The 24,412-nt window shown below is 39.2% G+C and carries 21 protein-coding genes; 9 read left to right on the top strand and 12 right to left on the bottom strand.

The features are described from left to right. Nucleotides 1-53: 53 nt before the first annotated feature. Nucleotides 54-1,178 carry a bifunctional chorismate mutase/prephenate dehydrogenase gene (gene tyrA / locus FEE42_RS02120; RefSeq protein ID WP_059366300.1) on the top strand — a complete coding sequence of 375 codons (1,125 nt, stop codon included), beginning with the start codon at nt 54-56 and terminating at the stop codon, nt 1,176-1,178. 68 nt (nt 1,179-1,246) lie between these two features. On the opposite strand, the gene FEE42_RS02115 is transcribed toward tyrA, so the two are convergent. Next, nucleotides 1,247-3,835: an ATP-binding protein gene (locus FEE42_RS02115; RefSeq protein WP_059366299.1), complete on the bottom strand. Its 2,589-nt coding sequence runs from the start codon at nt 3,833-3,835 to the stop codon at nt 1,247-1,249. A 217-nt stretch (nt 3,836-4,052) separates the two neighbouring features. Here FEE42_RS02115 and FEE42_RS02110 point away from each other — a divergent pair, with 217 nt between their 5' ends. From FEE42_RS02110 to FEE42_RS02100, 3 genes are read left to right on the top strand one after another with little or no spacing between them, the layout of a single operon-like run. Continuing rightward, nucleotides 4,053-5,564, top strand: a complete 1,512-nt coding sequence (locus FEE42_RS02110; protein WP_164027613.1) for a sugar ABC transporter ATP-binding protein — start codon at nt 4,053-4,055, stop codon at nt 5,562-5,564. Between the two features lie 44 nt (nt 5,565-5,608). Then, a complete protein-coding gene (locus FEE42_RS02105; RefSeq protein WP_059366297.1) occupies nt 5,609-6,580 on the top strand; it encodes an ABC transporter permease subunit in 972 nt (323 codons plus the stop codon). A gap of 29 nt (nt 6,581-6,609) precedes the next feature. Beyond that, nucleotides 6,610-7,539 (top strand): ABC transporter substrate-binding protein, encoded by a 930-nt coding sequence (locus tag FEE42_RS02100; protein ID WP_059366296.1) that lies wholly within the window; start codon nt 6,610-6,612, stop codon nt 7,537-7,539. A gap of 155 nt (nt 7,540-7,694) precedes the next feature. Here FEE42_RS02100 and FEE42_RS02095 read toward each other — a convergent pair whose 3' ends face one another. After that, entirely contained in the window at nt 7,695-8,417 is a 723-nt protein-coding gene (locus FEE42_RS02095; RefSeq protein WP_135968580.1) for a response regulator, read from the bottom strand. 151 nt (nt 8,418-8,568) lie between these two features. On the opposite strand from FEE42_RS02095, the gene mak reads away from it, so the two are divergent. Beyond that, nucleotides 8,569-9,474 (top strand): fructokinase, encoded by a 906-nt coding sequence (gene mak / locus FEE42_RS02090; RefSeq protein ID WP_164027612.1) that lies wholly within the window; start codon nt 8,569-8,571, stop codon nt 9,472-9,474. 104 nt (nt 9,475-9,578) lie between these two features. Here mak and FEE42_RS02085 read toward each other — a convergent pair whose 3' ends face one another. The 6 genes from FEE42_RS02085 to FEE42_RS02060 all read right to left on the bottom strand — a co-directional run bounded on the left by FEE42_RS02085 (nt 9,579) and on the right by FEE42_RS02060 (nt 15,728). After that, nucleotides 9,579-11,618 (bottom strand): TonB-dependent siderophore receptor, encoded by a 2,040-nt coding sequence (locus FEE42_RS02085; RefSeq protein WP_164027611.1) that lies wholly within the window; start codon nt 11,616-11,618, stop codon nt 9,579-9,581. A 436-nt stretch (nt 11,619-12,054) separates the two neighbouring features. Then, nucleotides 12,055-12,882: an NADPH-dependent 7-cyano-7-deazaguanine reductase QueF gene (queF, locus tag FEE42_RS02080; RefSeq protein WP_059366292.1), complete on the bottom strand. Its 828-nt coding sequence runs from the start codon at nt 12,880-12,882 to the stop codon at nt 12,055-12,057. Between the two features lie 15 nt (nt 12,883-12,897). Beyond that, complete coding sequence (locus FEE42_RS02075) at nt 12,898-13,683, bottom strand: Zn-ribbon-containing protein (RefSeq protein WP_059366291.1); 786 nt, start codon at nt 13,681-13,683, stop codon at nt 12,898-12,900. Beyond that, nucleotides 13,674-14,054, bottom strand: a complete 381-nt coding sequence (locus tag FEE42_RS02070) for a SufE family protein (protein ID WP_059366290.1) — start codon at nt 14,052-14,054, stop codon at nt 13,674-13,676. The genes FEE42_RS02075 and FEE42_RS02070 overlap by 10 nt, the downstream gene beginning before the upstream one ends. Further along, complete coding sequence (locus tag FEE42_RS02065; RefSeq protein ID WP_059366289.1) at nt 14,051-15,250, bottom strand: cysteine desulfurase; 1,200 nt, start codon at nt 15,248-15,250, stop codon at nt 14,051-14,053. Before FEE42_RS02065 ends, FEE42_RS02070 begins: the two co-directional genes overlap by 4 nt. Beyond that, complete coding sequence (locus FEE42_RS02060) at nt 15,240-15,728, bottom strand: thermonuclease family protein (RefSeq protein WP_059366288.1); 489 nt, start codon at nt 15,726-15,728, stop codon at nt 15,240-15,242. The genes FEE42_RS02065 and FEE42_RS02060 overlap by 11 nt, the downstream gene beginning before the upstream one ends. Nucleotides 15,729-15,946: 218 nt before the next feature. On the opposite strand from FEE42_RS02060, the gene FEE42_RS02055 reads away from it, so the two are divergent. From FEE42_RS02055 to FEE42_RS02045, 3 genes are read left to right on the top strand one after another with little or no spacing between them, the layout of a single operon-like run. Then, nucleotides 15,947-16,378, top strand: coding sequence for a CidA/LrgA family protein (locus FEE42_RS02055; protein WP_135968577.1), 432 nt, complete (start codon nt 15,947-15,949; stop codon nt 16,376-16,378). Between the two features lie 9 nt (nt 16,379-16,387). Continuing rightward, nucleotides 16,388-17,080: a CidB/LrgB family autolysis modulator gene (locus FEE42_RS02050; protein ID WP_135968576.1), complete on the top strand. Its 693-nt coding sequence runs from the start codon at nt 16,388-16,390 to the stop codon at nt 17,078-17,080. 4 nt (nt 17,081-17,084) lie between these two features. Continuing rightward, nucleotides 17,085-18,437, top strand: coding sequence for an anti-phage deoxyguanosine triphosphatase (locus FEE42_RS02045; protein WP_135968575.1), 1,353 nt, complete (start codon nt 17,085-17,087; stop codon nt 18,435-18,437). A gap of 225 nt (nt 18,438-18,662) precedes the next feature. On the opposite strand, the gene dxs is transcribed toward FEE42_RS02045, so the two are convergent. The 3 genes from dxs to xseB form a co-directional block, all read right to left on the bottom strand. Beyond that, a complete protein-coding gene (gene dxs / locus FEE42_RS02040; protein ID WP_164027610.1) occupies nt 18,663-20,516 on the bottom strand; it encodes a 1-deoxy-D-xylulose-5-phosphate synthase in 1,854 nt (617 codons plus the stop codon). Nucleotides 20,517-20,583: 67 nt separating this feature from the next. Further along, nucleotides 20,584-21,474, bottom strand: a complete 891-nt coding sequence (gene ispA, locus FEE42_RS02035) for a (2E,6E)-farnesyl diphosphate synthase (protein WP_059366284.1) — start codon at nt 21,472-21,474, stop codon at nt 20,584-20,586. 1 nt (nt 21,475) lies between these two features. Next, on the bottom strand, nt 21,476-21,715 hold the full coding sequence (xseB, locus tag FEE42_RS02030; protein ID WP_059366283.1) for an exodeoxyribonuclease VII small subunit: 240 nt from the start codon (nt 21,713-21,715) through the stop codon (nt 21,476-21,478). Nucleotides 21,716-21,884: 169 nt separating this feature from the next. Between xseB and thiI the strand changes: the two genes are divergently transcribed. Next, entirely contained in the window at nt 21,885-23,336 is a 1,452-nt protein-coding gene (gene thiI / locus FEE42_RS02025) for a tRNA uracil 4-sulfurtransferase ThiI (protein WP_164027609.1), read from the top strand. Nucleotides 23,337-23,382: 46 nt separating this feature from the next. On the opposite strand, the gene FEE42_RS02020 is transcribed toward thiI, so the two are convergent. Next, a complete protein-coding gene (locus FEE42_RS02020) occupies nt 23,383-24,318 on the bottom strand; it encodes a gluconeogenesis factor YvcK family protein (protein ID WP_164027608.1) in 936 nt (311 codons plus the stop codon). Between the last annotated feature and the right edge of the window lie 94 nt (nt 24,319-24,412).

The following is a 24,412-nucleotide window of genomic DNA, read 5'->3' as shown; positions in this document are numbered from 1 at the left end:
CACCTGTAATTAATTTCTTACAAAGAGTGTAAATAAAATATTACAGGTGGATTATGGAAGCACTTAACGATTTACGTTCCGAAATTGATTCGCTCGATCGCGAACTCATTCAACTTTTTTCTAAACGCCTCAAACTGGTTTCACAGGTGGGCAAAGTCAAACATCAACATGGTCTCCCTATCTATGCGCCCGATCGCGAAATTGCTATGTTGCAAGCACGTCGTTTAGAAGCGGAGAAAGCAGGTATTTCACCGGATCTAATCGAAGATGTGCTACGCCGTTTTATGCGGGAATCCTATACCAATGAAAATCAATTCGGTTTTAAAACCGTGAATCCCGATATTCGGAAAATTGTGATTGTGGGTGGTTATGGGAAACTGGGCGGATTATTTGCCCGCTATTTGCGTGCTTCCGGTTATCCGATTTCCGTTTTAGAACGTGATGATTGGGATGTGGCGGATCGAATCCTTGCCAATGCGGATGTGGTGATTATTTCCGTGCCTATTGCGAATACCCTAGAAACGATTGAACGCTTAAAACCTTATTTAACGGAAAATATGTTACTTGCGGATCTCACCTCGGTAAAACGTGAGCCCTTGGCGAAAATGTTGGAAATACATCAAGGGGCAGTGGTGGGATTACACCCTATGTTCGGGCCGGATATTACCAGTATGGCAAAACAAGTAGTAGTACGTTGCGACGGACGTTTTCCTGATCGATATGAATGGTTGCTGGAACAAATTCAAATTTGGGGCGTGAAAATTCATCAAACCAATGCCGTAGAACACGATCACCATATGACTTATGTACAGGCTTTACGTCATTTTTCGACCTTTGCTAATGGTTTACACCTTTCTAAGCAACCTGTGAATCTCAGTAATTTACTTGCGCTTTCTTCCCCAATTTATCGTTTGGAATTGGCAATGATTGGTCGCTTGTTTGCGCAAGATGCGGAACTTTATGCGGATATTATTATGGATAAAGCGGAAAACTTAGAAGTGATTGAAAGTCTAAAACAAACCTATGAAGAAGCATTAGCGTTTTTTGAAAATCATGATCGCCAAGGTTTCATTGAGGCGTTTCATCAAGTGCGGGAATGGTTCGGTGAATATTCCGAACAATTTTTAAAAGAAAGCCATCAATTATTACAACAGGCGAATGATTTAAAACAAGGATAACGCGGTATTACGTAGCACGTAGCTGCGCAATAAATAAAAAGTGCGGTGAAAATGACCGCACTTTTTCATTAAAGACAAAGTAGTTTTTGTTGTAACGATTGTAGTGTAAAAGGTTTGATTAGCACAGGAAATTGTTCGGCATTTTCTAATTGCGCCGTGTGACCTGTGATAAGTAAGATTTTTATTGTAGGGAAGTTTTTCTGTACCCATTTGGCAAGATCTATGCCGGTGAGTTTATCTGATAACATAATATCAGATAATAAATAGTCAATTTTTTCTCCTTGTTCTAATTGTTCAATGGACTGTTCAGCAGATTCACATAAGATAGGTATATAGCCCAGAACATGGAGTTGCTCCCCAAGGGTTTCACGTAAACTTGTTTTATCTTCGACAATCAAAATCTTATAGCGAATCTCGTTTTTACTAAAGTTTTTTGGCATTGGTATAGCGGTATTCATGTTCGTTGTAATAGGTAATTGCAAGTGAATTGCCGTACCTTGTGCCGGACAAGAATCAATTTTCACCCGACCTTTCGATTGGCGAATAAATCCATATACCATTGATAACCCCAATCCGCTCCCTCGACCATTTTGTTTTGTTGTAAAAAATGGTTCAAATACGTGATTTATTGTCTCTTCATCCATACCGCATCCATCATCTATAACAGAAAGTTGAACCATGTGTTCTTGTCGATACGTTCGGGGGACATTAAGGGCCGTTGTTTTGATTGTAATGGTTCCTTGATTATTCAATGCATCTTTCGCATTTACAATTAAGTTGAGAAGTGCCGTTTCAAGTTGATTTTTATCAATGTAAACAGGGGGTAAATTCTCACCTAAATCTAACCGCACTTTGATATTTGTCGGAATACTGTGCTTGATTAAATCATTAAACTCTAAAACAAGTCGATTAATATCTAGCGAAATCGGGTGGAGTGGTTGTTTTCTTGCATAAGCCAGCAAACGTTGGGTTAAAGTTGCGCTATTTTCGGCGGCTTTTAAGGCTCGCTGTAAACGTTTTGCTTGCCGTTCATCAAGATGAGCAGGGTTAATTAAATCTAAATTACCAATAATCACTGCAAGAAAATTATTAAAGTCATGGGCAATTCCTCCTGTTAAATGACCAATTGCCCGCATTTTTTGGTTATGAATAATCTCATTTTCCCATTTTTTCCGTTGTGTACGGTCAATTAAAAAAATAACAAATCCGTCTTTTAAGGGGCTAACACGCCATTCTAAGATATATTTTTCATACTGTATTTCAAGAAAGTCTTGTGCTTGGCGAACTTCTGTGAGTAAGGTTAAATTAATGGATTGATTGCTCCCCATGACTTTGGTTTGTCGAGAATCAAAGTAACCGGCTAATGAATAAAGGCTGTGTTGTTTGTATTCTGTAAAAAACGGTTGAAGTAATATTTTAAATTGAGCATTATGAGAAATGAGATTTAACTCTTTATCAAAAATGACTAATCCGTCCCTCATAGCTAAAAAAGTCTGTTCGACTAATTCATTTTTTTCTTTCAATAAGGAATCCGTTCGTTCCAGTTCTATTACATTTTGGTAAAACACATCAAAGGTTCTCGCTAAATCACCAATCTCATCGTGACTATGTTGTTGTGGCACTGTCACATTTTTATTGCCTTGCGACAAACACTTTAATGCGTTTGTAATGGAATAAAGTCGTTTTCCAATAAGAGAGTAAATATATTTTGCCCAGATAATAATTAGAAAAATCGTAAAAAGTGAAAATAATAAAATAAATAATGTTAATGTGAATAAATGTTGTTGAACTTGTTCTGAATTAGTATTGGCATTTTCAACTTTGTCTTTGACTAATTGTGTATAGTGTTGGTTTATTTGTTGTACTAAAGCATCAATTTTGAATGTCAGAAATTGGATACGTAAATTAACTTTCTCCAATATTTTTGCATTGTCAATCATGGTGGGAAATTGTTGTTGAAGTTTCATTAATTCTTCATTGATATCAGGAAACCGATGAACAGGAGGAAAGAATAAAAAATTAGCTTGTATTCCCGTAAATACACTCACGGAAAAACGGCTTTTCGTTGCATCTTCAATGAGTTTTTCTACCCGATCAAGCTGCATAAGGAAATTTTGTGGAAATTGATGTTCTGTATCGGCGGACACAACACGTTTTTCTAATCTCTTAATATGTCGAATATAAAGTAACCCCTGGTTTAATTGGCTAATCATTGTCGTATGCAATACATGGCGTTCATGGGTTTGCAATAATAAATCTTGTACATTTTTTTCAAGTAAATCAATATGATGAATAACTTGAGTGAAAATTTCATTGGGTTCCACAGTGGATTGTTTGGCTTGCTTGAATAGGTTTTGTAATTCTTCGGCATGACGCGTGAGTGACTTTGATTCCCCCTGATATTCTAAGGCACTGGTGGTTTGTGTTAAACGTTTTGCATAGGTAGAAATTTGTGCAGTTTTAACACCTAATGTCATTGATGAAAACATTTGGTTAAGGGAACGATTACGCAGATTGGATAAAGAATTATAGGTATTATTTAATCCTATAATTGCCGTCGTACTAATGGCAATAATAAGTGAAATTACTGTAATTAAAAACAGCATTAAACGAAAACGTACGCTATAAATTTTTGTTGATGTTATCCAATTCTTCATTTTTTGACCGCACTTTTATACCTATACCGCTTTTGATTATTGTAAGCAGAAATTAATAAAAACAAATAAAGAATATCATCCTTATGATCATTTTGTGATCTAACTCTCAAATTTGATAAAAAGTAGGAATTATGACAATTATGAATAAGTTTCAACATTTTCTATTCATATTCCTATGATTAAATGTTGAAAAATAGTTCAAAGGGGAAGTGATGAAATGCGAGAACATAATTCTAATCAAGTTACCCACCCATTATTAGAAATGAAAGGTATTGCTAAGCGTTTTGGTTCGTTTTATGCATTACAAGGCGTGGATTTACCCATTTATCGAGGAGAAATTCATGCTTTGATGGGCGAAAATGGGGCAGGGAAAAGCACCTTAATGAAAATTCTTGCCGGTGCTTACACTGCCTCTGAAGGCGATATTTTTATTGATGGAGAACGCTTTGTAATTTCCTCTCCAAAAGATGCCATTAAAGCAGGCATTACTTTGATTTATCAAGAAATTCATTTATCGCCAAATTTAACGGTGGCAGAAAATATTTTTTTAGGTTGTGAAATTAAACATTGGTACGGTCTTGATCGCAAGGCAATGGCAGATATATCACAAAAAGTATTGGATCGATTAGGCGCACAATTCTCTGCCACTCAAAAAGTGTCATCACTCACCATTGCGGAACAACAACAGGTTGAAATTGCACGGGCTTTGCATCGTAACAGTCGTGTATTAGTGATGGATGAACCGACCGCTGCATTATCATCTCGTGAAACAGAACGATTATTTGAATTAGTAAAAAAACTGCGTGATGAGGGAATGGCAATTATCTACATTAGTCATCGTATGGCTGAAATTTATGAATTAGCGGATCGGGTGAGTGTGCTACGTGATGGAAAATATGTCGGTTCATTGATTCGTGAAAATGTGGATTCTGCGACTTTGGTTCAAATGATGGTCGGTCGCCCGCTAACCGATTTGTTTAACAAAGAATCTGTTCCGATTGGGGAAGAAGTATTACGAGTGGAAAATCTTGCGGACGGTAATAAAGTGAGAGATGCTTCCCTTGTTGTTCGTGCGGGGGAAATCATTGGTCTATCCGGTTTAGTTGGTGCCGGGCGTTCTGAATTGGCACATCTATTATTCGGCGTTAAACGGGCAACGCAAGGTAAAATTTATCTTAGTGGGGGCGAAATTAGTTTTAATTCGCCACGGGACGCTATTGCTCATCATGTCGCATTATTGCCGGAAAATCGTAAAGAGGAAGGGCTATTTCTTGATTTAAATATTCTTAAGAATGTAACTATGGCAACCATTGAGCGTGATGCCACAATGTTGGTGATAAACCGAACAAAGGGAAAACGAGCGACTCAGGAAGCCATTGAAGGGCTAAAAATGCGAGTACCCAGTGCCAACGTGAATGTGAGTGGATTATCCGGCGGAAATCAGCAAAAAGTATTGCTGTCCCGCTGGGCGGCTATTCATCCTAAATTGTTTATTATGGATGAACCGACACGCGGTGTTGATGTGGGGGCAAAAAGTGAAATTTACCGAATGATGATCGAAATGGCAAAACAAGGTGTGGCCATTTTGATGATTTCCAGTGAACTTCCAGAAATTGTGGGAATGAGTGATCGTGTTTATGTAATGCGCGAGGGTTATATGGTCGGTGAATTGACGGGAAATGATATTAATCAAGAACAAATTATGGCATTTGCTTGCGGTGCGCAATAAATAAAAATCAAATGAAGGATTAAATCTTAAAAGAGAGGTAAAAAATGGGAACAGCACAATCAACCAACGTGGGGTTTAAGAAAATAGCATTAGCTGATGCGATGCAAGCGATGGGGATCTTGCCAATTTTAATTTTAATTGTCATCGTTTTTTCTTTTGTTGCTCCTAATTTTATGACGGAAGCTAATGTTATGAATATAACCCGTCAAGCCTCCATCAATATTGTCCTTGCCGCCGGAATGACTTTTGTGATTTTAACCGGTGGGATCGATCTTTCAGTCGGTTCTATTCTTGGTGTAACGGCGGTGATGGGGTTAGTGGCATCATTAAATCCGGCATTAGCAGATTTTGCTGTCCCAATCGCTTTACTTGCAGGATTGGGAATGGGTGTATTCAATGGTTTACTTGTTGCTTATGCAGGCTTACCACCGTTCATTGTTACCTTAGGCACTTACACGGCATTGCGTGGCGCAGCTTATTTAGTCGCAGATGGTACTACGGTAATCAATTCAAAAATCTCATTTAGCTGGATTGGTAACGGCTACCTTGGTTCTGTTCCTTGGTTGGTGATAATTGCTTTTGCCGTGATTGCAATCTGTTGGTTTATTTTACGTCGTACGACTTTGGGCACTCATATTTATGCAGTTGGAGGAAATTTACAAGCGGCCCGTTTAACCGGTATTAAAGTTTCTTTAGTATTAATTTTTGTTTATGCCACCAGTGGCCTGTTGTCAGGTCTTGGAGGCGTAATGAGTGCATCACGTTTATACAGCGCCAATGGTAATCTTGGTGTCGGCTATGAACTTGATGCAATCGCAGCCGTTATTTTAGGGGGAACCAGTTTTGTCGGGGGGATTGGTACGATCACCGGAACATTGATTGGTGCATTAATTATTGCGACCTTAAATAATGGTATGACATTAATGGGCGTGTCATATTTTTGGCAACTCGTCATCAAAGGTGGGGTTATTATCGTGGCGGTATTAATCGACAAATACCGTACTCGCTCAGCATAATATTTACTTCAACATAGGAGAAAATCGTCATGAAATTAAAAACTTTAGCTGTATCGTTAATGTTAGCCATCGCACCTTTTGCTCAAGGGAAAGAATTAAATTCTATCGGTGTGACGGTCGGAGATCTTGCTAATCCGTTTTTCGTACAAATTGCAAAAGGGGCGGAATTAAAAGCGAAAGAATTGGCGGGTGATAAAGTTAATGTTGTCTCTGTATCCAGTGGTTATGATTTAGGGCAGCAAGTGGCGCAAATCGACAATTTTATTGCCGCAAAAATGGATATGATCATTTTAAATGCGGCAGACTCCAAAGGGATCGGCCCCGCAGTACAACGTGCACGTGATGCCGGAATTGTCGTTGTTGCCGTTGATGTGGCGGCAGATGGGGCAAATGCCACCGTAACCTCAAATAACTATCAAGCCGGAGAAATTGCCTGCCAAACCATCGTAGATAAATTAAATGGCAAGGGAAATGTTGTCATTATTAATGGACCACCGGTTTCAGCGGTACAAGATCGTGTTCAGGGCTGCCAAGATGTGTTTGCGAAACACAGTGAGATCAAAGTGCTATCCCATAACCAAAATGCGAAGGGAAGCCGAGAAGGCGGATTGGAAGTGATGACATCATTATTAATCGCTCATCCAAAAATTGATGCCGTATTTGCAATTAATGATCCGACCGCAATTGGTGCGGATTTAGCGGCTAAACAGGCGCAACGCAATGAATTCTTTATTATGGGCGTGGATGGCTCACCTGATGGTGAAGAAGCATTAAAATTATCCGATAGCCTATTTCGTGGTACTCCTGCACAAGATCCTCAAGTGATGGCGGCAGAGGCGGTAAAAATCGGTTATGATATTTTACAGGGTAAACCGGCACCTAAAGAGGCGGTGTTAATTCCGGTGAATTTAATCACTCGTGAAAATATCACGGATTATAAAGGTTGGACAGTAAAATAAAACGACGAAAAATAGAGGGCAGATCTTAGATCTGCCTTAAAGATAAAAAAGTGCGGTCACAAAAAACAATGTTTTTTGAACGTTGGCTTTGCCAACGATCTCGTTAGAGATGAACAAACGAGTGAACGAGTTTGTGAATAATTTTTCACTGTGTTTTAACAGGATTCTACGATTGCATTAAACAAATAACCGATTCCCCTTATTGTTTGGATATAACGAGGATTTTTAGGATTCGGCTCAATTTTTTTACGCAGACGCATAATGAGTACATCAATAGTTCGGTCGAAAATATCCAAACTTTCAGAGTGTGTTAATTCAAGTAATTTTTGACGGGAAAGCACTTTTTGAGCATGGCTGATTAGAGCATATAGTAGAGTATATTCACCTTGAGTGAGTATAATTTCTTGTTTTTGTGGTGAATATAATTTGTGATTTTCCGTATCAAATAACCAATGATCAAACTGAAAACCATGGCGAATCGGTGTATTGGAAAAAGGCTGAGGTTGATGGTGACGTAAGGCAACTTTTGCTCTTGCAACAACTACTCTGGGATAAAAAGGTTTCGGGATATAGTCATCTGCCCCCATTTCTAATCCCACAACAATATCTGATTCTGAATCCAAACCGCTTAACATAATAATTGGGATTGAAGTGAGTGACTTTAAATGCTGTAGTAAAGTAAGTCCATTGACATCAGGTAAAATAAGATCGAGAAAAATAAGTGAGAATGTTGGGGTGGTTTGTTGGAGTAATGCTAAGGCTTGTTTGCCTGTATTGACCGTTGAAACAGCATAGCCGTGTTCTTCAAAAATATCAGTGAGTAGTTCACAGATTTGGATGTCGTCATCAATAACAAGAATAGATAAATTTGATGGCATTGCTTATCTCACGAATTTAATTAGTAGAAAAGGGGCGTGACAATTTTGCAGAAACATAGTAAAAACAACACGTTCACAAGCCCTAAAAGTATATACAAGTTTTTAGAAAAAACATATTTTAAATTTTAAGTTCGGTAAACAGGAGAGGAATATGCGTATTGGGATTGATTTAGGTGGCACTAAAATAGAAGTCATTGCGTTATCTCATCATGGGGAAACATTATTTAGAAAACGTATTCCGACACCAAGAGGTTCTTACGAAGCCACGCTTACTGCCATTAAAAGTTTGGTTGATGACGCTGAACAAGAAACGGGGCAAACAGGAACGGTTGGTGTGGGGATTCCTGGCACGATTTCACCTTTTAGTTTAAGAGTCAAAAATGCCAATTCTGTTTGGTTAAACGGTCAATCGCTAGATAAAGATTTATCTCAAGTATTGAATAGAGAAGTGCGCATTGCCAATGATGCTAACTGTATGACGGTTTCTGAAGCGACTGACGGTGCCGGCGCAGGAAGTGCGGTTGTTTTAGCATTAATTTTGGGGACAGGTTGTGGTTCCGGCATTGTGATTAATGGTAAACCTCATAATGGTGGCAACGGTATTGGTGGAGAGTGGGGACATAATCCTTTACCTTGGATGGATGAAGAAGAGCAACAAATTGCTCAAATGTCACTTTGTTATTGCGGTCGTTCTGGTTGTATCGAACAATTTGTTTCAGGTACAGGGCTTTGTGATGATTATACACGCCGCTCAGGAAAAGTGTTAAAAGGGCATGAAATCGTGGCGCTTGCGGAACAGGGGGATGAACTGGCAGAACAAACTTTGCAGGTTTACGAACACCGTTTAGCAAAAGCACTTTCTGCTTATGTCAATGTGCTTGACCCGGATGTGATCGTGTTTGCCGGTGGAGTATGCAATATAGACAGGCTTTATCATAATATACCCAAATTGATGCCGAATTATATTTTTGGCAAAGAATTTCATACTCCTATTCGTAAAGCTCGGCATGGTGATGCCAGTGGGGTTAGGGGAGCGGCTTGGTTATGGCCTGTGTAATTTAGAATTCATTTTTATCTACGATTTCATCATAAAAAAATCCACCCTTTACAATAAACGGTGGATTAATTTTTAAATACTATCAATACTAAAATTATCTTTAATTAGAACTGATAATTGATACCTACGCGTAACTCACGTCCTACACCCGGTAATACGTTCGGACGTTGGCTATGTGGATAGTAGAACTTATTAAACGCATTATTAAGTGAAACATTGATATTTAATTGATCATTATTCAATGGCTTCCAGTTCACATAAAAATCATGCACACTATAGCCTGAGCGTACAATATCCGAGCCTGTCTCATTATCACGTACCAGAACGGAGCCCTTAGCTTTCTGTACGGTACGATTACGCCAACCGAGTTCTAGGTTAGGATCTTCAAAGCGATAGGATAATGCAGCTGTCCAGGTACGACCAACTTGTACTGCAAATTCCGGATTTGAGCTGAGTAATTTTTTAGGGTGCGAATCATAGATGCGCGGTTTACTTTCAGACACACCAACACGGGCAGTAAATCCACCAATGGTATAGCCGGCGTTAATTTCATAACCACGGTTTTTAATAAAACCGGCATTCACAGCTTCTCTCACGCCACCTGCATGTCTATCTTGCGGATTAGCTAAAGCGTCATTAATACGTTGCCAGAAATAACTTCCTTCCAATGAAAACCCTTCATAAGTATAGTTAAAACCAATTTCCGTATTACGTGCACGTTCTGCAACCGTGCCGTCAGCAATAGATACAATACCTCGTTTTCCATGAGTTAATAATGCATCATAGAGGCGTGGACTGCGTGTAGCATAGTTATGGTTTGCACTGAGACTTAATCCTTCCGTAGCCTGCCAAATGACACCAAAGCTAGGATTGAATTTGCCATCAGAAACAGACTTGTTATCCATTGCTTTAAGGTTGAAATAGTCATAGCGTAAACCTGTCGTGAAGATGAAGTCGCCTAGCGCAGTGATCGCTTCAACGTAAGCACCTGTATCTTCTTTGCTTGGTTCAACTAAATTAGGACGGAAGAATGTATGAGGTGTAATTTTTTGGTGACGATAATTTAATCCATATTTGAGCAAAACCGAATCGCCAATATCAGAGTCAAAATTGATATTCGCCCCTTTAGTCGTGATTCTTGTGGTGGTTGGACCGGCAACATTGCCACAGTAACCACAACCGGAATCATCAGCAGAGTAACGTTTATCCTGCATAATATAAGCATTAGCGGTCAGTTCTTTAATAAAACCTAGGTTTTTACCGGTATATTCAAGATTGGTATTGTTCTTACTTGTTTCACGATAAGTTGGTTTTTGACGTTCTAAAGACAGTCTCCCTTCTGTCACCGTAAATTCCTCACGCACAGTACGCACACCACGATGTTCATCTTTAAGATGACTTAATACTATGCGATGATTCCCATCACCAAAAGTGCCACCTAATTTAATTAAATAATTACGCTTATCTAAAGCACTGTAAGGTACAGTATCTCCGCCATTGATATTACGGTAGTTTTTACCCGGTTTGTAGTGATCATTATCGGTTCTTGCGTAAGATACTAAGGCATCAAAATTACCTGATTTACCGAAAGCTGTTGCGCCGTAGCTATAACTGTCATTGGATGAGAATCCGGAATTTAAACGAAAGCCGTAATCTTTATTGCTCCCTTTTAGCAAATCAAGCGCATCGACTGTTTTCACAATAATTGCACCATTTGTTGCACCTATTCCTGCACTCGCAGAACCCGCCCCTTTTTGTACGGAAACAGTTTTTAATAAGGCAGGATCAATAATAAAACGACCTTGGTGATATAAAATTTGGCTATCGGAATAAGCATTATCCACTTTAATATCAACAGAGTTTTGCCCCATGCCGCGGATAGTGAGGAATTGAGATGTTCCGTTTCCGCCACCAAAGGAAATGGAGGGCTCTTTAGCTAAAAAGTCGCGTAAATCGGTAGAAGTACTCTCATTACGTTCCTGCATTGTGACAATATTTGTCTGCACTTTTGTACCTTGACGATCCGTCACAGTAATTTCATCTAGCATAATACTTGAACCGCTATTTGCTAAAGCAGTACTTGCAGTTAATACACTCATCACAACGAAACTGATGTGTGTAAGGCCAAATTGTTTTCCTTTCATACATTTCCCTTGATTTATAAATGAAAAAATAATTTCTTACCTTAGTAAGTTACAAAATCACTAGTAATATTAAACTAAATGATAACAATTATTATATATATTTTTATTTTAATCTCAATCAAATTAATCAAGGTAATAGACAATATCTCATAACACGTATTTGTTTGAAGAAAATCGAATAAAAGAGGGGAATTTTTATGAAAAATCTAAAAAATATTAAAATGTCTTATTTTAACTAAGGAGATTTTATAGAACAGTCTCAACGTTAAAACAAAATAGATTAACTCTCAGTTTTATGAAGAGAGGGCAACAGAGGAAAACCATGCTTATTTTCTAGTCAATCTGTTGCCCCAAACGTTTTTCTGAAACCAACCGCACTTTATAAGTGTAAGGCTAAATTTGCCATATTATCGTGTGTCATTTGACATCATAATCCTTATTGTCTGGCTAAACGTAAGTTTTCCGGTAAGGTTTCAAAGTTAGAGCGGAAAGGGTTAATATCCAAACCGCCACGGCGGGTATAGCGGGCGTAAACCGTGAGTTTTTCCGGTTTGGCATAGCGCATTAAATCGCAGAAAATGCGTTCCACACATTGTTCGTGGAATTCGTTATGTTGGCGGAAAGAGACAACGTAACGCAATAATTTTTCCCGATTGATTTTCTTGCCTATGTAATGAATTTGCAACGTTCCCCAATCCGGTTGATTGGTGATTAAACAATTTGATTTGAGTAAATGGCTGACGAGATATTCCTCAACCTTTTCATTTGAAACACAATCCTTCAACCAATCCGGGTTAAATTCATAATTGGTGATATCAATATCCTGCCCATCAATACAATCGCCTTGTAAATGATCAATTTTTTGCGCTTGATAAAATGAAAGGGGATTTAACCGCACTTTCACCTCACCTTGCGCACATTCCGTTAAATCTTTTTGCATCACTTGCGCCACTTGCTGGAAGTCGGTGAATTTGCTTTGGTTAAAACTGTTTAAATAAAGTTTAAAACTTTTGGATTCAATTAAATTTTGGCTTTGTTGATCCAAATAGATATCCGCAATCGCCACTTGTGGCACACCTTTTTCATTAAGCCATGATATTTCATAGGCTGTCCAAATATCCGCACCTATTGTGAAAGGTTGTGTTTCGGTTATACCTAAATCATCACGATTCAAAGCCCGCGGCACGGATTGTAATAAAGTGCGGTCATATTCGCTGGCATATTCGGTTTTTTGCCCAAGTTTAAGTGATGTTAGCTTGTTCATTATTTCTTTTCCTAGTTATAAAAAATTCCACGAAATGTTCGATATCAATCGACATTGATCACATTTAAAATGAAACACCTCAAAAATGGGTTCGCTTAACACCCAGTTACCACCACATTCAGGGCAGTGACGGTGTTGCTCATTTTCAAGAGATTGGCCGCCTACACGATAGAGATAATAGTAGGTCGGAATATTATTTATTTTTTCGATTTCTTGCGCTAAATAACGACCATGTTTAGCGAGCGTGCTTTGATGATCGGCTATTTCTTGTAAAGCAGCTTGTTCCAAGGTCGAACCGTTCATTTGTAATTGATCGCAGGCTTGCCAGTTTTCTTGCCATTTAATTAAATCTTGACTCAAGTGCGGTTGATACTGAAGCTGTTTATAAAGCGGGATTGGTGCAAAATTTTCGCCACTGTGAATGGGAGAACAGCTTTGTAAATGAGTCGTATAAAGTATTTGCCACGTAGGATGAGAATTTGCTGTGGTTTGATCGCTATTGAAGTCATCTCCAATAAGTTGAAAACCATCAAAAATTAGTCCGAGCTTTTCTGCATTTGCTAATGCTTGATTGACTTCTACATTGTTATTTTGCGGAAAAAGGCTGTTTTGTTCAGGGCAAATGACACGCATTGCAAAACCTTGTTGATCATTTTCCTCCGCTAGATAGAGAGGAATTTCACGCCCGATAATTTGACCGTTATAACGCCATTGATCGATAACATTATTAAGCAAACGGCTTTGCTCCGTAATGTCATTCTCAAGTGCGGTCAATTTGAAGAAAGTTTCAATTAAGTACATAGTTGTTTTAGCTGTTGTCCGATTTGATTTAAGCCGTTTAAGCGGGTTTCGCTTAATCGTTGTGCAATACCGAGTTCAGTAAAAAAGGCGGTAAGGTCAAATTCTCGTAGCGCATTTGCCGTTTTACCATTAATTTTTTCAAGTAAAATCCACAGCAAACCATTCATAATGCGGGCTTCGCTAAAGGCGTTGAATTGAAAAGTGCGGTCATTTTTAGGGATAATTTGAAACCACATTTGTGCTTCACAGCCGCTAATTGATTGCATATTGGCAAGTTCATTATCACTTGGACGGGGCAAATTTTTGCCCGCTTGAATAATCAGGCGGTAACGTTCTTCCCAGTTTGTTGCCAGTTTTAATTGTTCGATCATTGTAAAAGTTCCAAGGCTTTATCCAGTGCGACAAAGAATTGTGCCACATCCTCAGGCGTATTGTAAGGGGCAAAGGAGAGGCGTAAGGTCGTTCGTTTTCCAAGTCTTGTTAAATAGGGCTGTGCGCAATGTTCTCCCACTCGCAATGCAATATTTTGTTCACTGAGTAATGTGGAAAGATCCGAACTATCAACCCCCTCAAAGATAAAACAGACAATGGTGCTCGGTTGTGGAGAATTGAATAATCGGCAATTTACATAATTTTTTAACCGCACTTTGACAGATTCCGCTAATGCCACAGCATGCTGTTCGGCAGAGACAAAATCCCATTGTTGTAACCAATCCAATACCGCATTAAAGCCAATCACACCTGCGATATTGGGGGTGCCGGCTTCAAGACGATAGGGCAAATCCGCAAAAGTAATGTTTTCCGCCGACACGCGATCTACCATTTTGCCACCAAAAAAGAGCGGTTGTAGTTGTGAAAGTGCGGTCAGTTTTCCGCTTAATACGCCAATCCCGTTTGGCCCATAAATTTTATGTGCGGAAAAAGCGAGAAAATCCGCATCAAGATCTTGTAGATCAATCTGAATATGGCTAATCGCTTGTGCAGCATCGACTAAAACAAGTGCGCTACCGGATTGGCGGATATATTGGATCAAGCGTTTGACGGGCTGTTCCGTGCCGGTGACGTTTGAAACAAAATTTAACGCCACCAACTTTGTACGTTCATTGAGGGCATTTTTTAATGCGGTTTCATCAATGAGCCAATTATCTGAAATAGGTAAAATTCGAATTTTTGCACCGCACTTTTTGGCGGTTTCATGCCAAGTAACAAAATTAGCGTGATGATCCGCTTGGCTAATCAGAATTTCATCACCGGCTTTTAGATGTGGCAATAATCCGTTTGCCACTAAATTAATCGCATGTGTAGTACCCGATGTCCAAATTACTGCCTTTTCATCTTCCGCATTAATCAATTGTCTCACTTGCGTGCGGGCTTGTTCATATTGAGCGGTTTGCTTTGCATCATATTGACTACGATGAACCGAACCGGCGGAGGCATAAAATTCAGTCGTGCGCTCAATTAATACATTCGGTTTTAATGTTGTCGCGGCATTATCCAAATACACGGTAGCATTTGTTTTTCCAAAATAAGGAAAATTTTCTTTAAATGATTGATAATCAAAAGCCATATTTTTTCTCCTGTTTACGCCATTCATACGGTGGAATGGGGGAACGCGCAGCCCATAATCCTAATCGTTGTATTTGTGCTTTTTGTTGGGCGTATAAATAAACGGGGTGGCGAAGATATTGACGATATGCCCAAGCCATACCGGATTTCACCATTTCAAGATTAATGTTTTTTCCGTTGGAATAAACTGTTGCCAGTGTGCGTTTATAGCGATCTTGACCTGTTATTTTTAAGGTGACTATACGTTTGTAAATTAAATTTGAAAGCCGTTGTTTTGATTTTTTCCCAAAAGGTTGATTGCTTTCCGGCGCATCAATTTCTTCCAAACGCACTTTGATCGGCTTGTTTCCTCGCATAAGGCAAGTGATCGTATCCCCATCACTAATTCCTACCACAACGCAGGTATTGGGAGGATGAGCATAGGCAGAAAGTGCGGTTAAAAAAAATAATGAAATTAAGATGACAGTATTTTTAATCATAGCGTTATTGAAAGATAAATCGGCGAGTGGCTAACAATTATTATGCCTAGTAAAGCTAAGCGACTATTGTATCAAATTCCAAACTGAATGAAGCATAATTGTTGTTTTTGATCAAACGCATAAATTCCGGTGTTTTTAAAGAAAAAGGGTAGCAAGAGTTCGGGAAATCGGCGTAAAATAATTTTGAAGTTTTATTGAAAAAGTTTAAAAGGACAAAGATGTTATACAAGCTGTTTCTTTTGGTTCGTTCCTTATTAATTCTTTACATCATGCTTTATCTTGGCAATCAAATTGCGTCTTTTATCCCAGCCGGCGTACCCGGGAGTATTTGGGGATTACTATTACTTTTCATTGGCTTGACGACCAGAATTACTCCGTTGGAATGGATTTATTTTGGTGCAAGTTTGTTAATTCATTTTATGGCGGTTTTATTTGTTCCCGTGAGTGTGGGAATTATTAAGTATTCCGATTTATTATGGACGCAAATGAATATTTTGATTATCCCAAATGTTGTCAGCACCTTTGTTACGCTGGTTTTTATCGGTATTGTGGCGAATATGATGTTTGAGCGCCAATCATTTCGCCATAAACGTAAAAAAGTATTAGCCAAACGCATAGTGCAAGAAGAAAAACAAACACATCAACAATAGAGTCAAAGTATGAATTACATCATTTACCTTTATAGTTTTTTAACCATTTTCGGATTTTGGCTTGCCCTGCAAATTAATAAACGTTGGAAATCAATTATTTTTAACTCGTTTATTCTCACCGTGCTGATTTTAGTAGTGATTTTGATTATGGGAAAAATTCCTTACGATGATTATATGCAAGGGAATGCCCCCATTAACCATTTATTAAGCCTGAGTATTGTGGCACTCGCCTTGCCGTTATATGAACAATTAAGACAAATTGCAAAACAGTGGCGCATTATTCTCTCTGTTGTTGTCCTTGCTTCGCTTCTTTCGATGTTTAGCGGCGCAATCCTTGCACTAATTTTAGGGGCGACACCGGATATGGTTGCTACGGTACTACCTAAATCTATTACAACGCCGATTGCGATGGAAGTTTCAGCCCATTTAGGCGGCATTCCTGCCGTCACCGCTGTGGGGGTAGTCGTTGCGGGTTTACAAGGTTCAATTTTTGGTTATTTAATTTTGAAAAAAATAGGGTTACGCCACCAAGAGGCAATAGGTTTATCCGTCGGTTCGATCTCTCACGCTTTGGGAACCGTAAGCTGTATGGAAATTAATCCCAAAGCAGGGAGTTATAGTTCGATTTCTTTAGTACTTTGTGGCATTATCAGCTCTATCCTTGCTCCGTTAGTATTTAAAATGATTTATTTACTTGTATAAGCCTATGAAAAATACCTTATCTACCGATTGGATTGAGCGATTTATTCCCGATCCGCCACGAGAAAAAGATCACCGCCCGCCATTTCGTCGAGATCGAGGGAGAATTTTACATTCTGCCGCTTTCCGTTGTTTACAGGCAAAAACGCAAATTCACGCCATTGGCGAAAATGATTTTTATCGCACTCGTTTAACCCATTCTCTTGAAGTAGCACAAATTGGTAGCAGCCTTGTTGCTCAACTCAAATTTGCGGAAACATTCACGCATTTAGCAAATCAAGTAAATTGGCCACAAACCGAATTACAAAAACAGCTCAAACCACTCCTACCGAGCAATGATTTAATTGAAAGTCTTTGTTTTGCACATGATATTGGGCATCCGCCTTTTGGGCATGGCGGGGAAGTGGCTCTCAATTTTATGATGTACCAAAACGGCGGTTTTGAGGGCAATGCACAGACCTTTCGGATTTTGACAAAACTTGAGCCTTACACGGAAAAAGCAGGAATGAATTTAACGCGTCGTACACTTCTAGGCGTGGTTAAATACCCGACGATTTTAGAGATGACCTCACCGCGACATACCAATTTGCCTAATTTAACTCGGAGTGATGCCCGTTTTATCAAAATCAGCGACTGGAAACCGGGGAAAGGGCTGTTTCGCGATGATTTACCGATGTTTAATTGGCTATTAAAAAATTTATCTGAAAATGACCGCACTTTATTTACTTCCGTACAAAAAGAGCAGTCGGATTCCAGCGTTTTTTTGAAACCACGCTTTAAATCCCTTGATTGCAGTATTATGGAACTGGCTGATGACATTGCTTATGCTGTGCATGATTTGGAAGATGCTATCGTGACAAAAGTAGTCGATCAACATCAATGGCAAGAAGCACATAGTGCATTAATGCAAATCCCTTTGCCGTGGATACAAAAAAATATTCAGCGTATTAGCCGAGAGCTTTTTTCCGAAAAACATTTTGAACGAAAAAATGCCATTGGTGCATTGGTGAACTTTTTTATTACCCATGTACGTTGGACGGTAACAGATAATTTTGACGAACCTTTGTTACGTTATAACGCGGAATTGCCCGAGCAGGTTGTGATGATCTTGGATGTATTTAAAAAATTTGTTTGGAAATATGTCATTCGTAATGTTGAAACGCAACGTATTGAATACAAAGGGCAGAGGATGTTAACAGATATGTTCCAAATTTTTGAATCCGATCCCATCCGCCTTTTACCGCGTCATACCGCAGAAGAATGGCAAAATGCCCCGGATGAGCAGAAAAAGCGTGTGATTTGTGATCATATTGCGGGGATGTCTGATGCTCACGCAATGAGGGTATATCAACAACTGTAAGTAGTAAGAAAGAGGATGCTTGATGCATCCTTTTATTATTTAAAATCCTAGATAAAAAAAACGCTATTCATTCGAATAGCGGTGGAGGTCTTAAAAATAAAATAACAATTTAAAAAACTGCAAATATGCAGTGCACTAGCAGTTTATCAGACTATTGTTTTGTGAGTTAGTTCACATTTTTTCAAAAAAAATTTCAAAAAAATGACGAAAATATTTCATCAATACCTAGTTTTTTATAAAGGCAAGAATTTGAGTTTCAATTCCTTCGGCATCTAACTTCAACTCGTGCAACATTTCTTGTTGTGAACCTTGTGGAATAAAGTAGTCAGGCAAGCCGAGTTGTAAAAGTGCGGTCGGTTTTGCCGATGAATTTAATACTTCTGCTACCGCTGATCCCGCTCCGCCTTGAATCGCATTTTCTTCCAATGTCACGAGATAATCGTGGGTTTGTACAAGGACGTTAATCATTTCTACATCAATCGGTTTCACAAAACGCATATCTACCACAGTCGCATTTAATTTTTCAGCGACTTCTAAAGCAGAAGGTAGCAATGTACCAAAATTTAGGATGGCAATTTTTTCGCCTTCCCGAATCAAACGGGATTTACCGATAGGCTGTATTTCTAGCGGTGTTAATTCCACGCCTAATGCATTGCCACGCGGATAACGCACCGCAGCCGGTTTGCCGCATTTATAGCCGGTATAAAGCATTTGGCGGCATTCGTTTTCATCACTTGGTGTCATAATAATCATATTGGGAATACAGCGCATAAAACTTAAATCAAAGGCTCCTTGGTGGGTTTGTCCGTCTGCCCCCACGATACCGGCACGGTCAATAGCAAATAAAACCGGAAGATTTTGAATCGCCACATCATGAATTAATTGATCGTAAGCACGTTGTAAAAAGGTAGAATAAATGGCAACAACAGGTTTATACCCCCCAATAGCTAAACCGGCAGCAAAAGTTACCGCATGTTGTTCCGCAATGGCGACATCAAAATATTGTTCCGGAAAGCGTTGGGAAAATTTAACCATTCCGGAACCTTCCCGCATTGCTGGAGTAATACCGATAATTTTTGGATCATTTTCTGCCATTTCACAAAGCCAATCGCCAAAAATTTTAGAATAAGTCGGTTTTGCATTGGATTTTGGCAATTCGCCACAAGCCGGATCAAATTTGGGTACGCCGTGAAAACCAATCGGGTCTTTTTCAGCAGGGGCATAGCCTTTGCCTTTTTTGGTTTTAATATGCAACAATTGCGGCCCTTTTAAATTGCGCATATTGCTTAAGGTCGCGATTAATTCATCAATATTGTGTCCATCTACTGGGCCGATATAATTAAAACCAAGCTCTTCAAATAATGTACTTTCCGGTGAGAACATCACTCCTTTCATATGTTCTTCGGTTTTTTTCATAAAATTCTTCACCGTTGGTACTTTATTCAGAATTCTTTTACTGCCGTCCCGTACCGTAGAGTAGAACGATCCTGAAAAAATCCGCGCTAAGTGATTATTTAATGCGCCTACGTTTTCTGAAATTGACATTTCATTGTCATTTAAAATAACCAACATATCCGTGTGTAATGCGCCCGCATGGTTTAATGCCTCAAACGCCATACCTGCGGTGATTGCTCCGTCTCCGATAACACATACGGTTTTACGCCCCGCATTTTCGCGTTCCGCGGCTAAGGCGATTCCCAACCCGGCACTGATAGAAGTAGAAGAATGCCCTACACTCAATACATCAAATTCACTTTCTTCACGCCAAGGGAAGGGGTGAATACCGTCTTTTTGACGAATTGTGGACATTTGATCACGGCGACCGGTAAGAATTTTATGCGGATAGGCTTGATGTCCAACATCCCAAATGAGTTGGTCGAATGGTGTTTTATACACATAGTGTAATGCAACGGTAAGTTCTACCGTGCCTAACCCCGAAGCCAAATGACCACTGCTTTGACTAACCGATTCCAAAAGATAACTGCGTAATTCATGGCAAAGTTGTGGTAATTGATTTTTCTTTAAAAAACGCAAATCTTCCGGTGAATTAATAAGGGATAAAAGAGGGTAGTTGTTCATGTTAGTCATTCCCAAAATTTATGATTATTAACCGCATTTTTTCATTCAATTTGTGACACGGTATCAATTAATTTTTTCTTGTAATAATAAATTTAGCCAAAGCACGAAGTGCGGTGGTATCAAAAGGGATTTTATCCAATTCGGATAATGCGGTTTGGTATAAATCCTGTGCCTTTTTCTTTGCCCCCTCTAATCCGAGTAGTTTTGGGTAAGTATTTTTACCCAAAGTTAAATCCGAACCGACAGGTTTACCTATTTCTTCACAATTGCCTTCAATGTCTAAAATATCATCTTGTACTTGAAAGGCCAGCCCAATCGCTTCGGCATAACCCGTTAGCGATTGTTCTAATGAGCTATCGGCAAAATGGGGGGAGCAAATAAAACCCAGTTTTAAGGCTGCGGTGAGTAATGCACCGGTTTTATTACGATGGATAATTTCGAGTTCCTCAAGGCTGATTTGTTGATGTTCGGAAATCAAATCCAAACTTTGCCCCAAACACATACCTTGTACACCGGATGCGCGAGCTAAAAGCCGAATTAACGCTAATTTTTGTTCCGTCGAAATATGAGGAGTTTGGCTCAGAATATCAAAGGCAAAACTTTGCAATGCGTCACCAGCTAGAATTGCCGTGGCTTCATCAAAAGCAATATGACAGGTTGGATGTCCTCGGCGTAAATCATCATTATCCATTGCCGGTAAATCATCATGAATTAATGAATAGGCGTGAATAGCTTCAATCGCCGCCGCCGCATAATCTAAAGATTGTTCATTGGCGCCGAGCATTTTTCCCGTTGCATAGACTAAAAAAGGGCGAACCCGTTTTCCCCCTAGTAATAAACCGTATTTCATTGCGTCACGTAGTGGCGCACCTTGGCTTTCAATCTCATCGAATTGCGTTGCTAAGAACAAATTAATCCGCTGCTGAACATCTTTAGATTGTTGTATAAATTGGTTCATTTTACTCGCTTCCTTGGTAATCACTCAAAGGTGCGTTTTCACTTTTTTGCAAAAGAATTTGAATACGTTGTTCTGCCTGCTGTAAACGTTCTTGCCCCAACTGCGCCAATTTTATTCCCTGTTCAAATTCTTTTAATGCTTCTTCTAAAGGCAATTCGCCACTTTCTAAACGAGAAACAATGGTTTCCAATTGCATTAACGTGGTTTCAAAATCTTGTGAAGCTACCGCTTTGCGAGCCATTTTAGTGGTCCTTTTTATGGAAAATATACGCCATTTTACTTTATTTTATCGGATGTTAAAGTTTTATTTCAAAAAATACACATGGGAAAAATCACACTCGGTTTTGCTTTGTGGACTTTTCTTTCGCTTTGCGTAAAATATTCGCCATTTTTTATCAAATACTATTCTTATGAAATTTATTGTTAAACTTTTCCCTGAAATTATGATTAAAAGCGAAACCGTGCGTAAACGTTTCGCTAAAATTCTCACCAGTAATATTCGCAATATTCTTCAAAAATATGATGAAGATACTGCGGTTGTTCGTCACTGGGATTACATTGAAGTGCGGTCAAAAAATGAAACGAATCGTGAAGAATTAATTGCATTATTGCAACGTATTCCCGGTATTCATCATTTTTTGGAAGTGGAAGAAAAACCGTTCACTGATTTACACCATATTTTTGAGCTTACGCTTGCCGATGTTAAAGAGCAACTTCAAAACAAGACTTTCTGTGTTAGGGTAAAACGGAAAGGTAAGCATAAGTTCAGCTCTATTGAAGCGGAACGTTATATTGGCGGCGGTTTGAATCAACATATTGAAAGTGCGAAAGTGCGGTTAAAAAATCCGGATGTTACCGTGCGTATTGATATTGAAGATGACAAAATGATGTTGGTTAAGGCTCGTCATCTCGGTATAGGCGGCTATCCGATTGGTACGCAGGAAGATGTACTGTCTTTGATTTCCGGTGGGTTTGATTCCGGCGTATCGAGTTATATGTTGGTTCGCCGAGGTTCACGCGTGCATTATTGTTTCTTCAATCTTGGTGGTGCGGCACATGAAATTGGCGTAAAACAAATGGCTTATCATATTTGGCAACGCTACAGTGCCTCTCATAAAGTGCGTTTTATCGCTATCAATTTTGAAGGGGTTGTCGGTGAAATTCTAGAGAAAATCGATAACGGCCAAATGGGTGTTATCTTAAAACGTATGATGGTGCGGGCGGCAAGTAAAGTGGCTGCACGATTTAACATTGAAGCCATTGTAACCGGTGAAGCACTGGGACAAGTATCCAGTCAAACTTTAACCAATCTACGCTTGATTGATGAGGCTGCCGATGCTTTGGTATTACGCCCGCTTATTACTCATGATAAAGAACAGATTATTGCTATGGCAAAACAAATCGGCACTGAGGATATTGCAAAATCCATGCCGGAATTTTGTGGCGTTATCTCAAAAAATCCAACCATTAAAGCCGTGCGTGAGAAAATCCTAGCAGAGGAAGGCAATTTTAATTTTGATATTTTGGAAAGTGCGGTGCAAAATGCGCAATATTTAGACATTCGTCAGATTGCTGAAGAAACGGAAAAAGAGGTGGTGGCGGTTGATACCGCTTCAGAATTAGGTGAAAACGACATTATTTTAGATATTCGTAGCCCCGAAGAAACTGATGAAAAGCCGTTTAAATCGGATCGTTACCAAGTTATCCAAATGCCGTTTTATAAACTTTCGTCACAATTTAGCTCGCTTGACCAAAGTAAAAATTATATGTTGTATTGCGAGCGTGGCGTGATGAGCAAACTGCAAGCCTTATATTTGAAAGAAAGCGGTTTCACCAATGTTTATGTGTTTGTGACAAAATAACCGCTATATTGACCGCACTTTTTACGTTTAAATTGTGCGGTTAAGCTTAATTTAATTCTTCCAGCATTTCATCAATAGCTTTTGCCAATAATGTTCGATCGTGGCGGTAACTGATGTCATCCGCATTCAAACGTTTTTCGAGTATTTTTACTGAGGAAATATCTGAAATATTGACCGCACTTTTTTCTTGTATAGGCGTAATCACCCCGTCAAGAATAGTTGCACCGACGGTATGGTGAATCCAGTGAATACGTTCAGCTAAAGAAAGGGTAGCGGCGGTACCTAATTCTATGCCTAAATTATCGATAAAAATTTTTTTCGCCATACTTGTACGAATTGCGGCGGCAATATCAGATAAAAGCAGAGGCGGCATTATACTGGTTAAGAAACTTCCCGGCCCGAATAAAATAACATCTGCCTGCTCCATTGCTTGAATAGCTTCCGGCGTAGCCCGAACCAACGGAATAAGAAATAATGATTGTGGCGTTTCGGTTAAATTATCAATACTGACTTCACCCACAATACTGGAGCCGGTACCAAGGCTTGCAGCAAGATGAACAGGGCTTTCGGACATAGGAATCAAATAGGATTTAACCCGTAATAAGTCTCGAATGAGATTCACCCCATCAAGCGGACGAACGTGCATATTTTCGAGTGCTTTTAGCATTAAATTTCCCAAATTATGGCCTGCCAATTCTCCTTTGCCACTAAAACGATACTCAAATAAAGCAGAAGCAGTACTCGGTTCGGTAATAATTTGGTTTAAACAATTTCGGAGATCACCCCAAGCAATCCCGCCTTGTTGTAAACGAATACGACCGGTTGAGCCGCCATTATCCGTAGTAGTAACAATACCGGTTAGGCGTTCTTTCATAAAACTTAACGCAGACATTACCCGCCCTAAACCGTGCCCGCCGCCAATAGCGACAATGCGTAGATTATTTAAATATTGGTATTGACTCTGTGGGGTGAAATCTGACATGGAATTTTTCTACCTAAAATTAATTAATACGCCAATCATTATATATTTTTTTATATAATAAATTTAAAAGAATTTACTGAATTTACAATGAAGT

This window comes from Rodentibacter caecimuris, assembly GCF_010587025.1.
Taxonomy (GTDB): domain Bacteria; phylum Pseudomonadota; class Gammaproteobacteria; order Enterobacterales; family Pasteurellaceae; genus Rodentibacter; species Rodentibacter caecimuris.
Note: the sequence above shows the minus strand (reverse complement) of the source record. Positions and strands in the feature narration are given on the sequence as shown.

Bases quoted from the DNA above. Each gene is read 5' to 3' on its own strand.
- tyrA (WP_059366300.1), top strand. From the start codon at position 54: ATGGAAGCACTTAACGATTTACGTTCCGAAATTGATTCGCTCGATCGC.
- FEE42_RS02115 (WP_059366299.1), bottom strand. From the start codon at position 3,835: ATGAAGAATTGGATAACATCAACAAAAATTTATAGCGTACGTTTTCGT.
- FEE42_RS02110 (WP_164027613.1), top strand. From the start codon at position 4,053: ATGCGAGAACATAATTCTAATCAAGTTACCCACCCATTATTAGAAATG.
- FEE42_RS02105 (WP_059366297.1), top strand. From the start codon at position 5,609: ATGGGAACAGCACAATCAACCAACGTGGGGTTTAAGAAAATAGCATTA.
- FEE42_RS02100 (WP_059366296.1), top strand. From the start codon at position 6,610: ATGAAATTAAAAACTTTAGCTGTATCGTTAATGTTAGCCATCGCACCT.
- FEE42_RS02095 (WP_135968580.1), bottom strand. From the start codon at position 8,417: ATGCCATCAAATTTATCTATTCTTGTTATTGATGACGACATCCAAATC.
- mak (WP_164027612.1), top strand. From the start codon at position 8,569: ATGCGTATTGGGATTGATTTAGGTGGCACTAAAATAGAAGTCATTGCG.
- FEE42_RS02085 (WP_164027611.1), bottom strand. From the start codon at position 11,618: ATGAAAGGAAAACAATTTGGCCTTACACACATCAGTTTCGTTGTGATG.
- queF (WP_059366292.1), bottom strand. From the start codon at position 12,882: ATGAACAAGCTAACATCACTTAAACTTGGGCAAAAAACCGAATATGCC.
- FEE42_RS02075 (WP_059366291.1), bottom strand. From the start codon at position 13,683: ATGTACTTAATTGAAACTTTCTTCAAATTGACCGCACTTGAGAATGAC.
- FEE42_RS02070 (WP_059366290.1), bottom strand. From the start codon at position 14,054: ATGATCGAACAATTAAAACTGGCAACAAACTGGGAAGAACGTTACCGC.
- FEE42_RS02065 (WP_059366289.1), bottom strand. From the start codon at position 15,250: ATGGCTTTTGATTATCAATCATTTAAAGAAAATTTTCCTTATTTTGGA.
- FEE42_RS02060 (WP_059366288.1), bottom strand. From the start codon at position 15,728: ATGATTAAAAATACTGTCATCTTAATTTCATTATTTTTTTTAACCGCA.
- FEE42_RS02055 (WP_135968577.1), top strand. From the start codon at position 15,947: ATGTTATACAAGCTGTTTCTTTTGGTTCGTTCCTTATTAATTCTTTAC.
- FEE42_RS02050 (WP_135968576.1), top strand. From the start codon at position 16,388: ATGAATTACATCATTTACCTTTATAGTTTTTTAACCATTTTCGGATTT.
- FEE42_RS02045 (WP_135968575.1), top strand. From the start codon at position 17,085: ATGAAAAATACCTTATCTACCGATTGGATTGAGCGATTTATTCCCGAT.
- dxs (WP_164027610.1), bottom strand. From the start codon at position 20,516: ATGAACAACTACCCTCTTTTATCCCTTATTAATTCACCGGAAGATTTG.
- ispA (WP_059366284.1), bottom strand. From the start codon at position 21,474: ATGAACCAATTTATACAACAATCTAAAGATGTTCAGCAGCGGATTAAT.
- xseB (WP_059366283.1), bottom strand. From the start codon at position 21,715: ATGGCTCGCAAAGCGGTAGCTTCACAAGATTTTGAAACCACGTTAATG.
- thiI (WP_164027609.1), top strand. From the start codon at position 21,885: ATGAAATTTATTGTTAAACTTTTCCCTGAAATTATGATTAAAAGCGAA.
- FEE42_RS02020 (WP_164027608.1), bottom strand. From the start codon at position 24,318: ATGTCAGATTTCACCCCACAGAGTCAATACCAATATTTAAATAATCTA.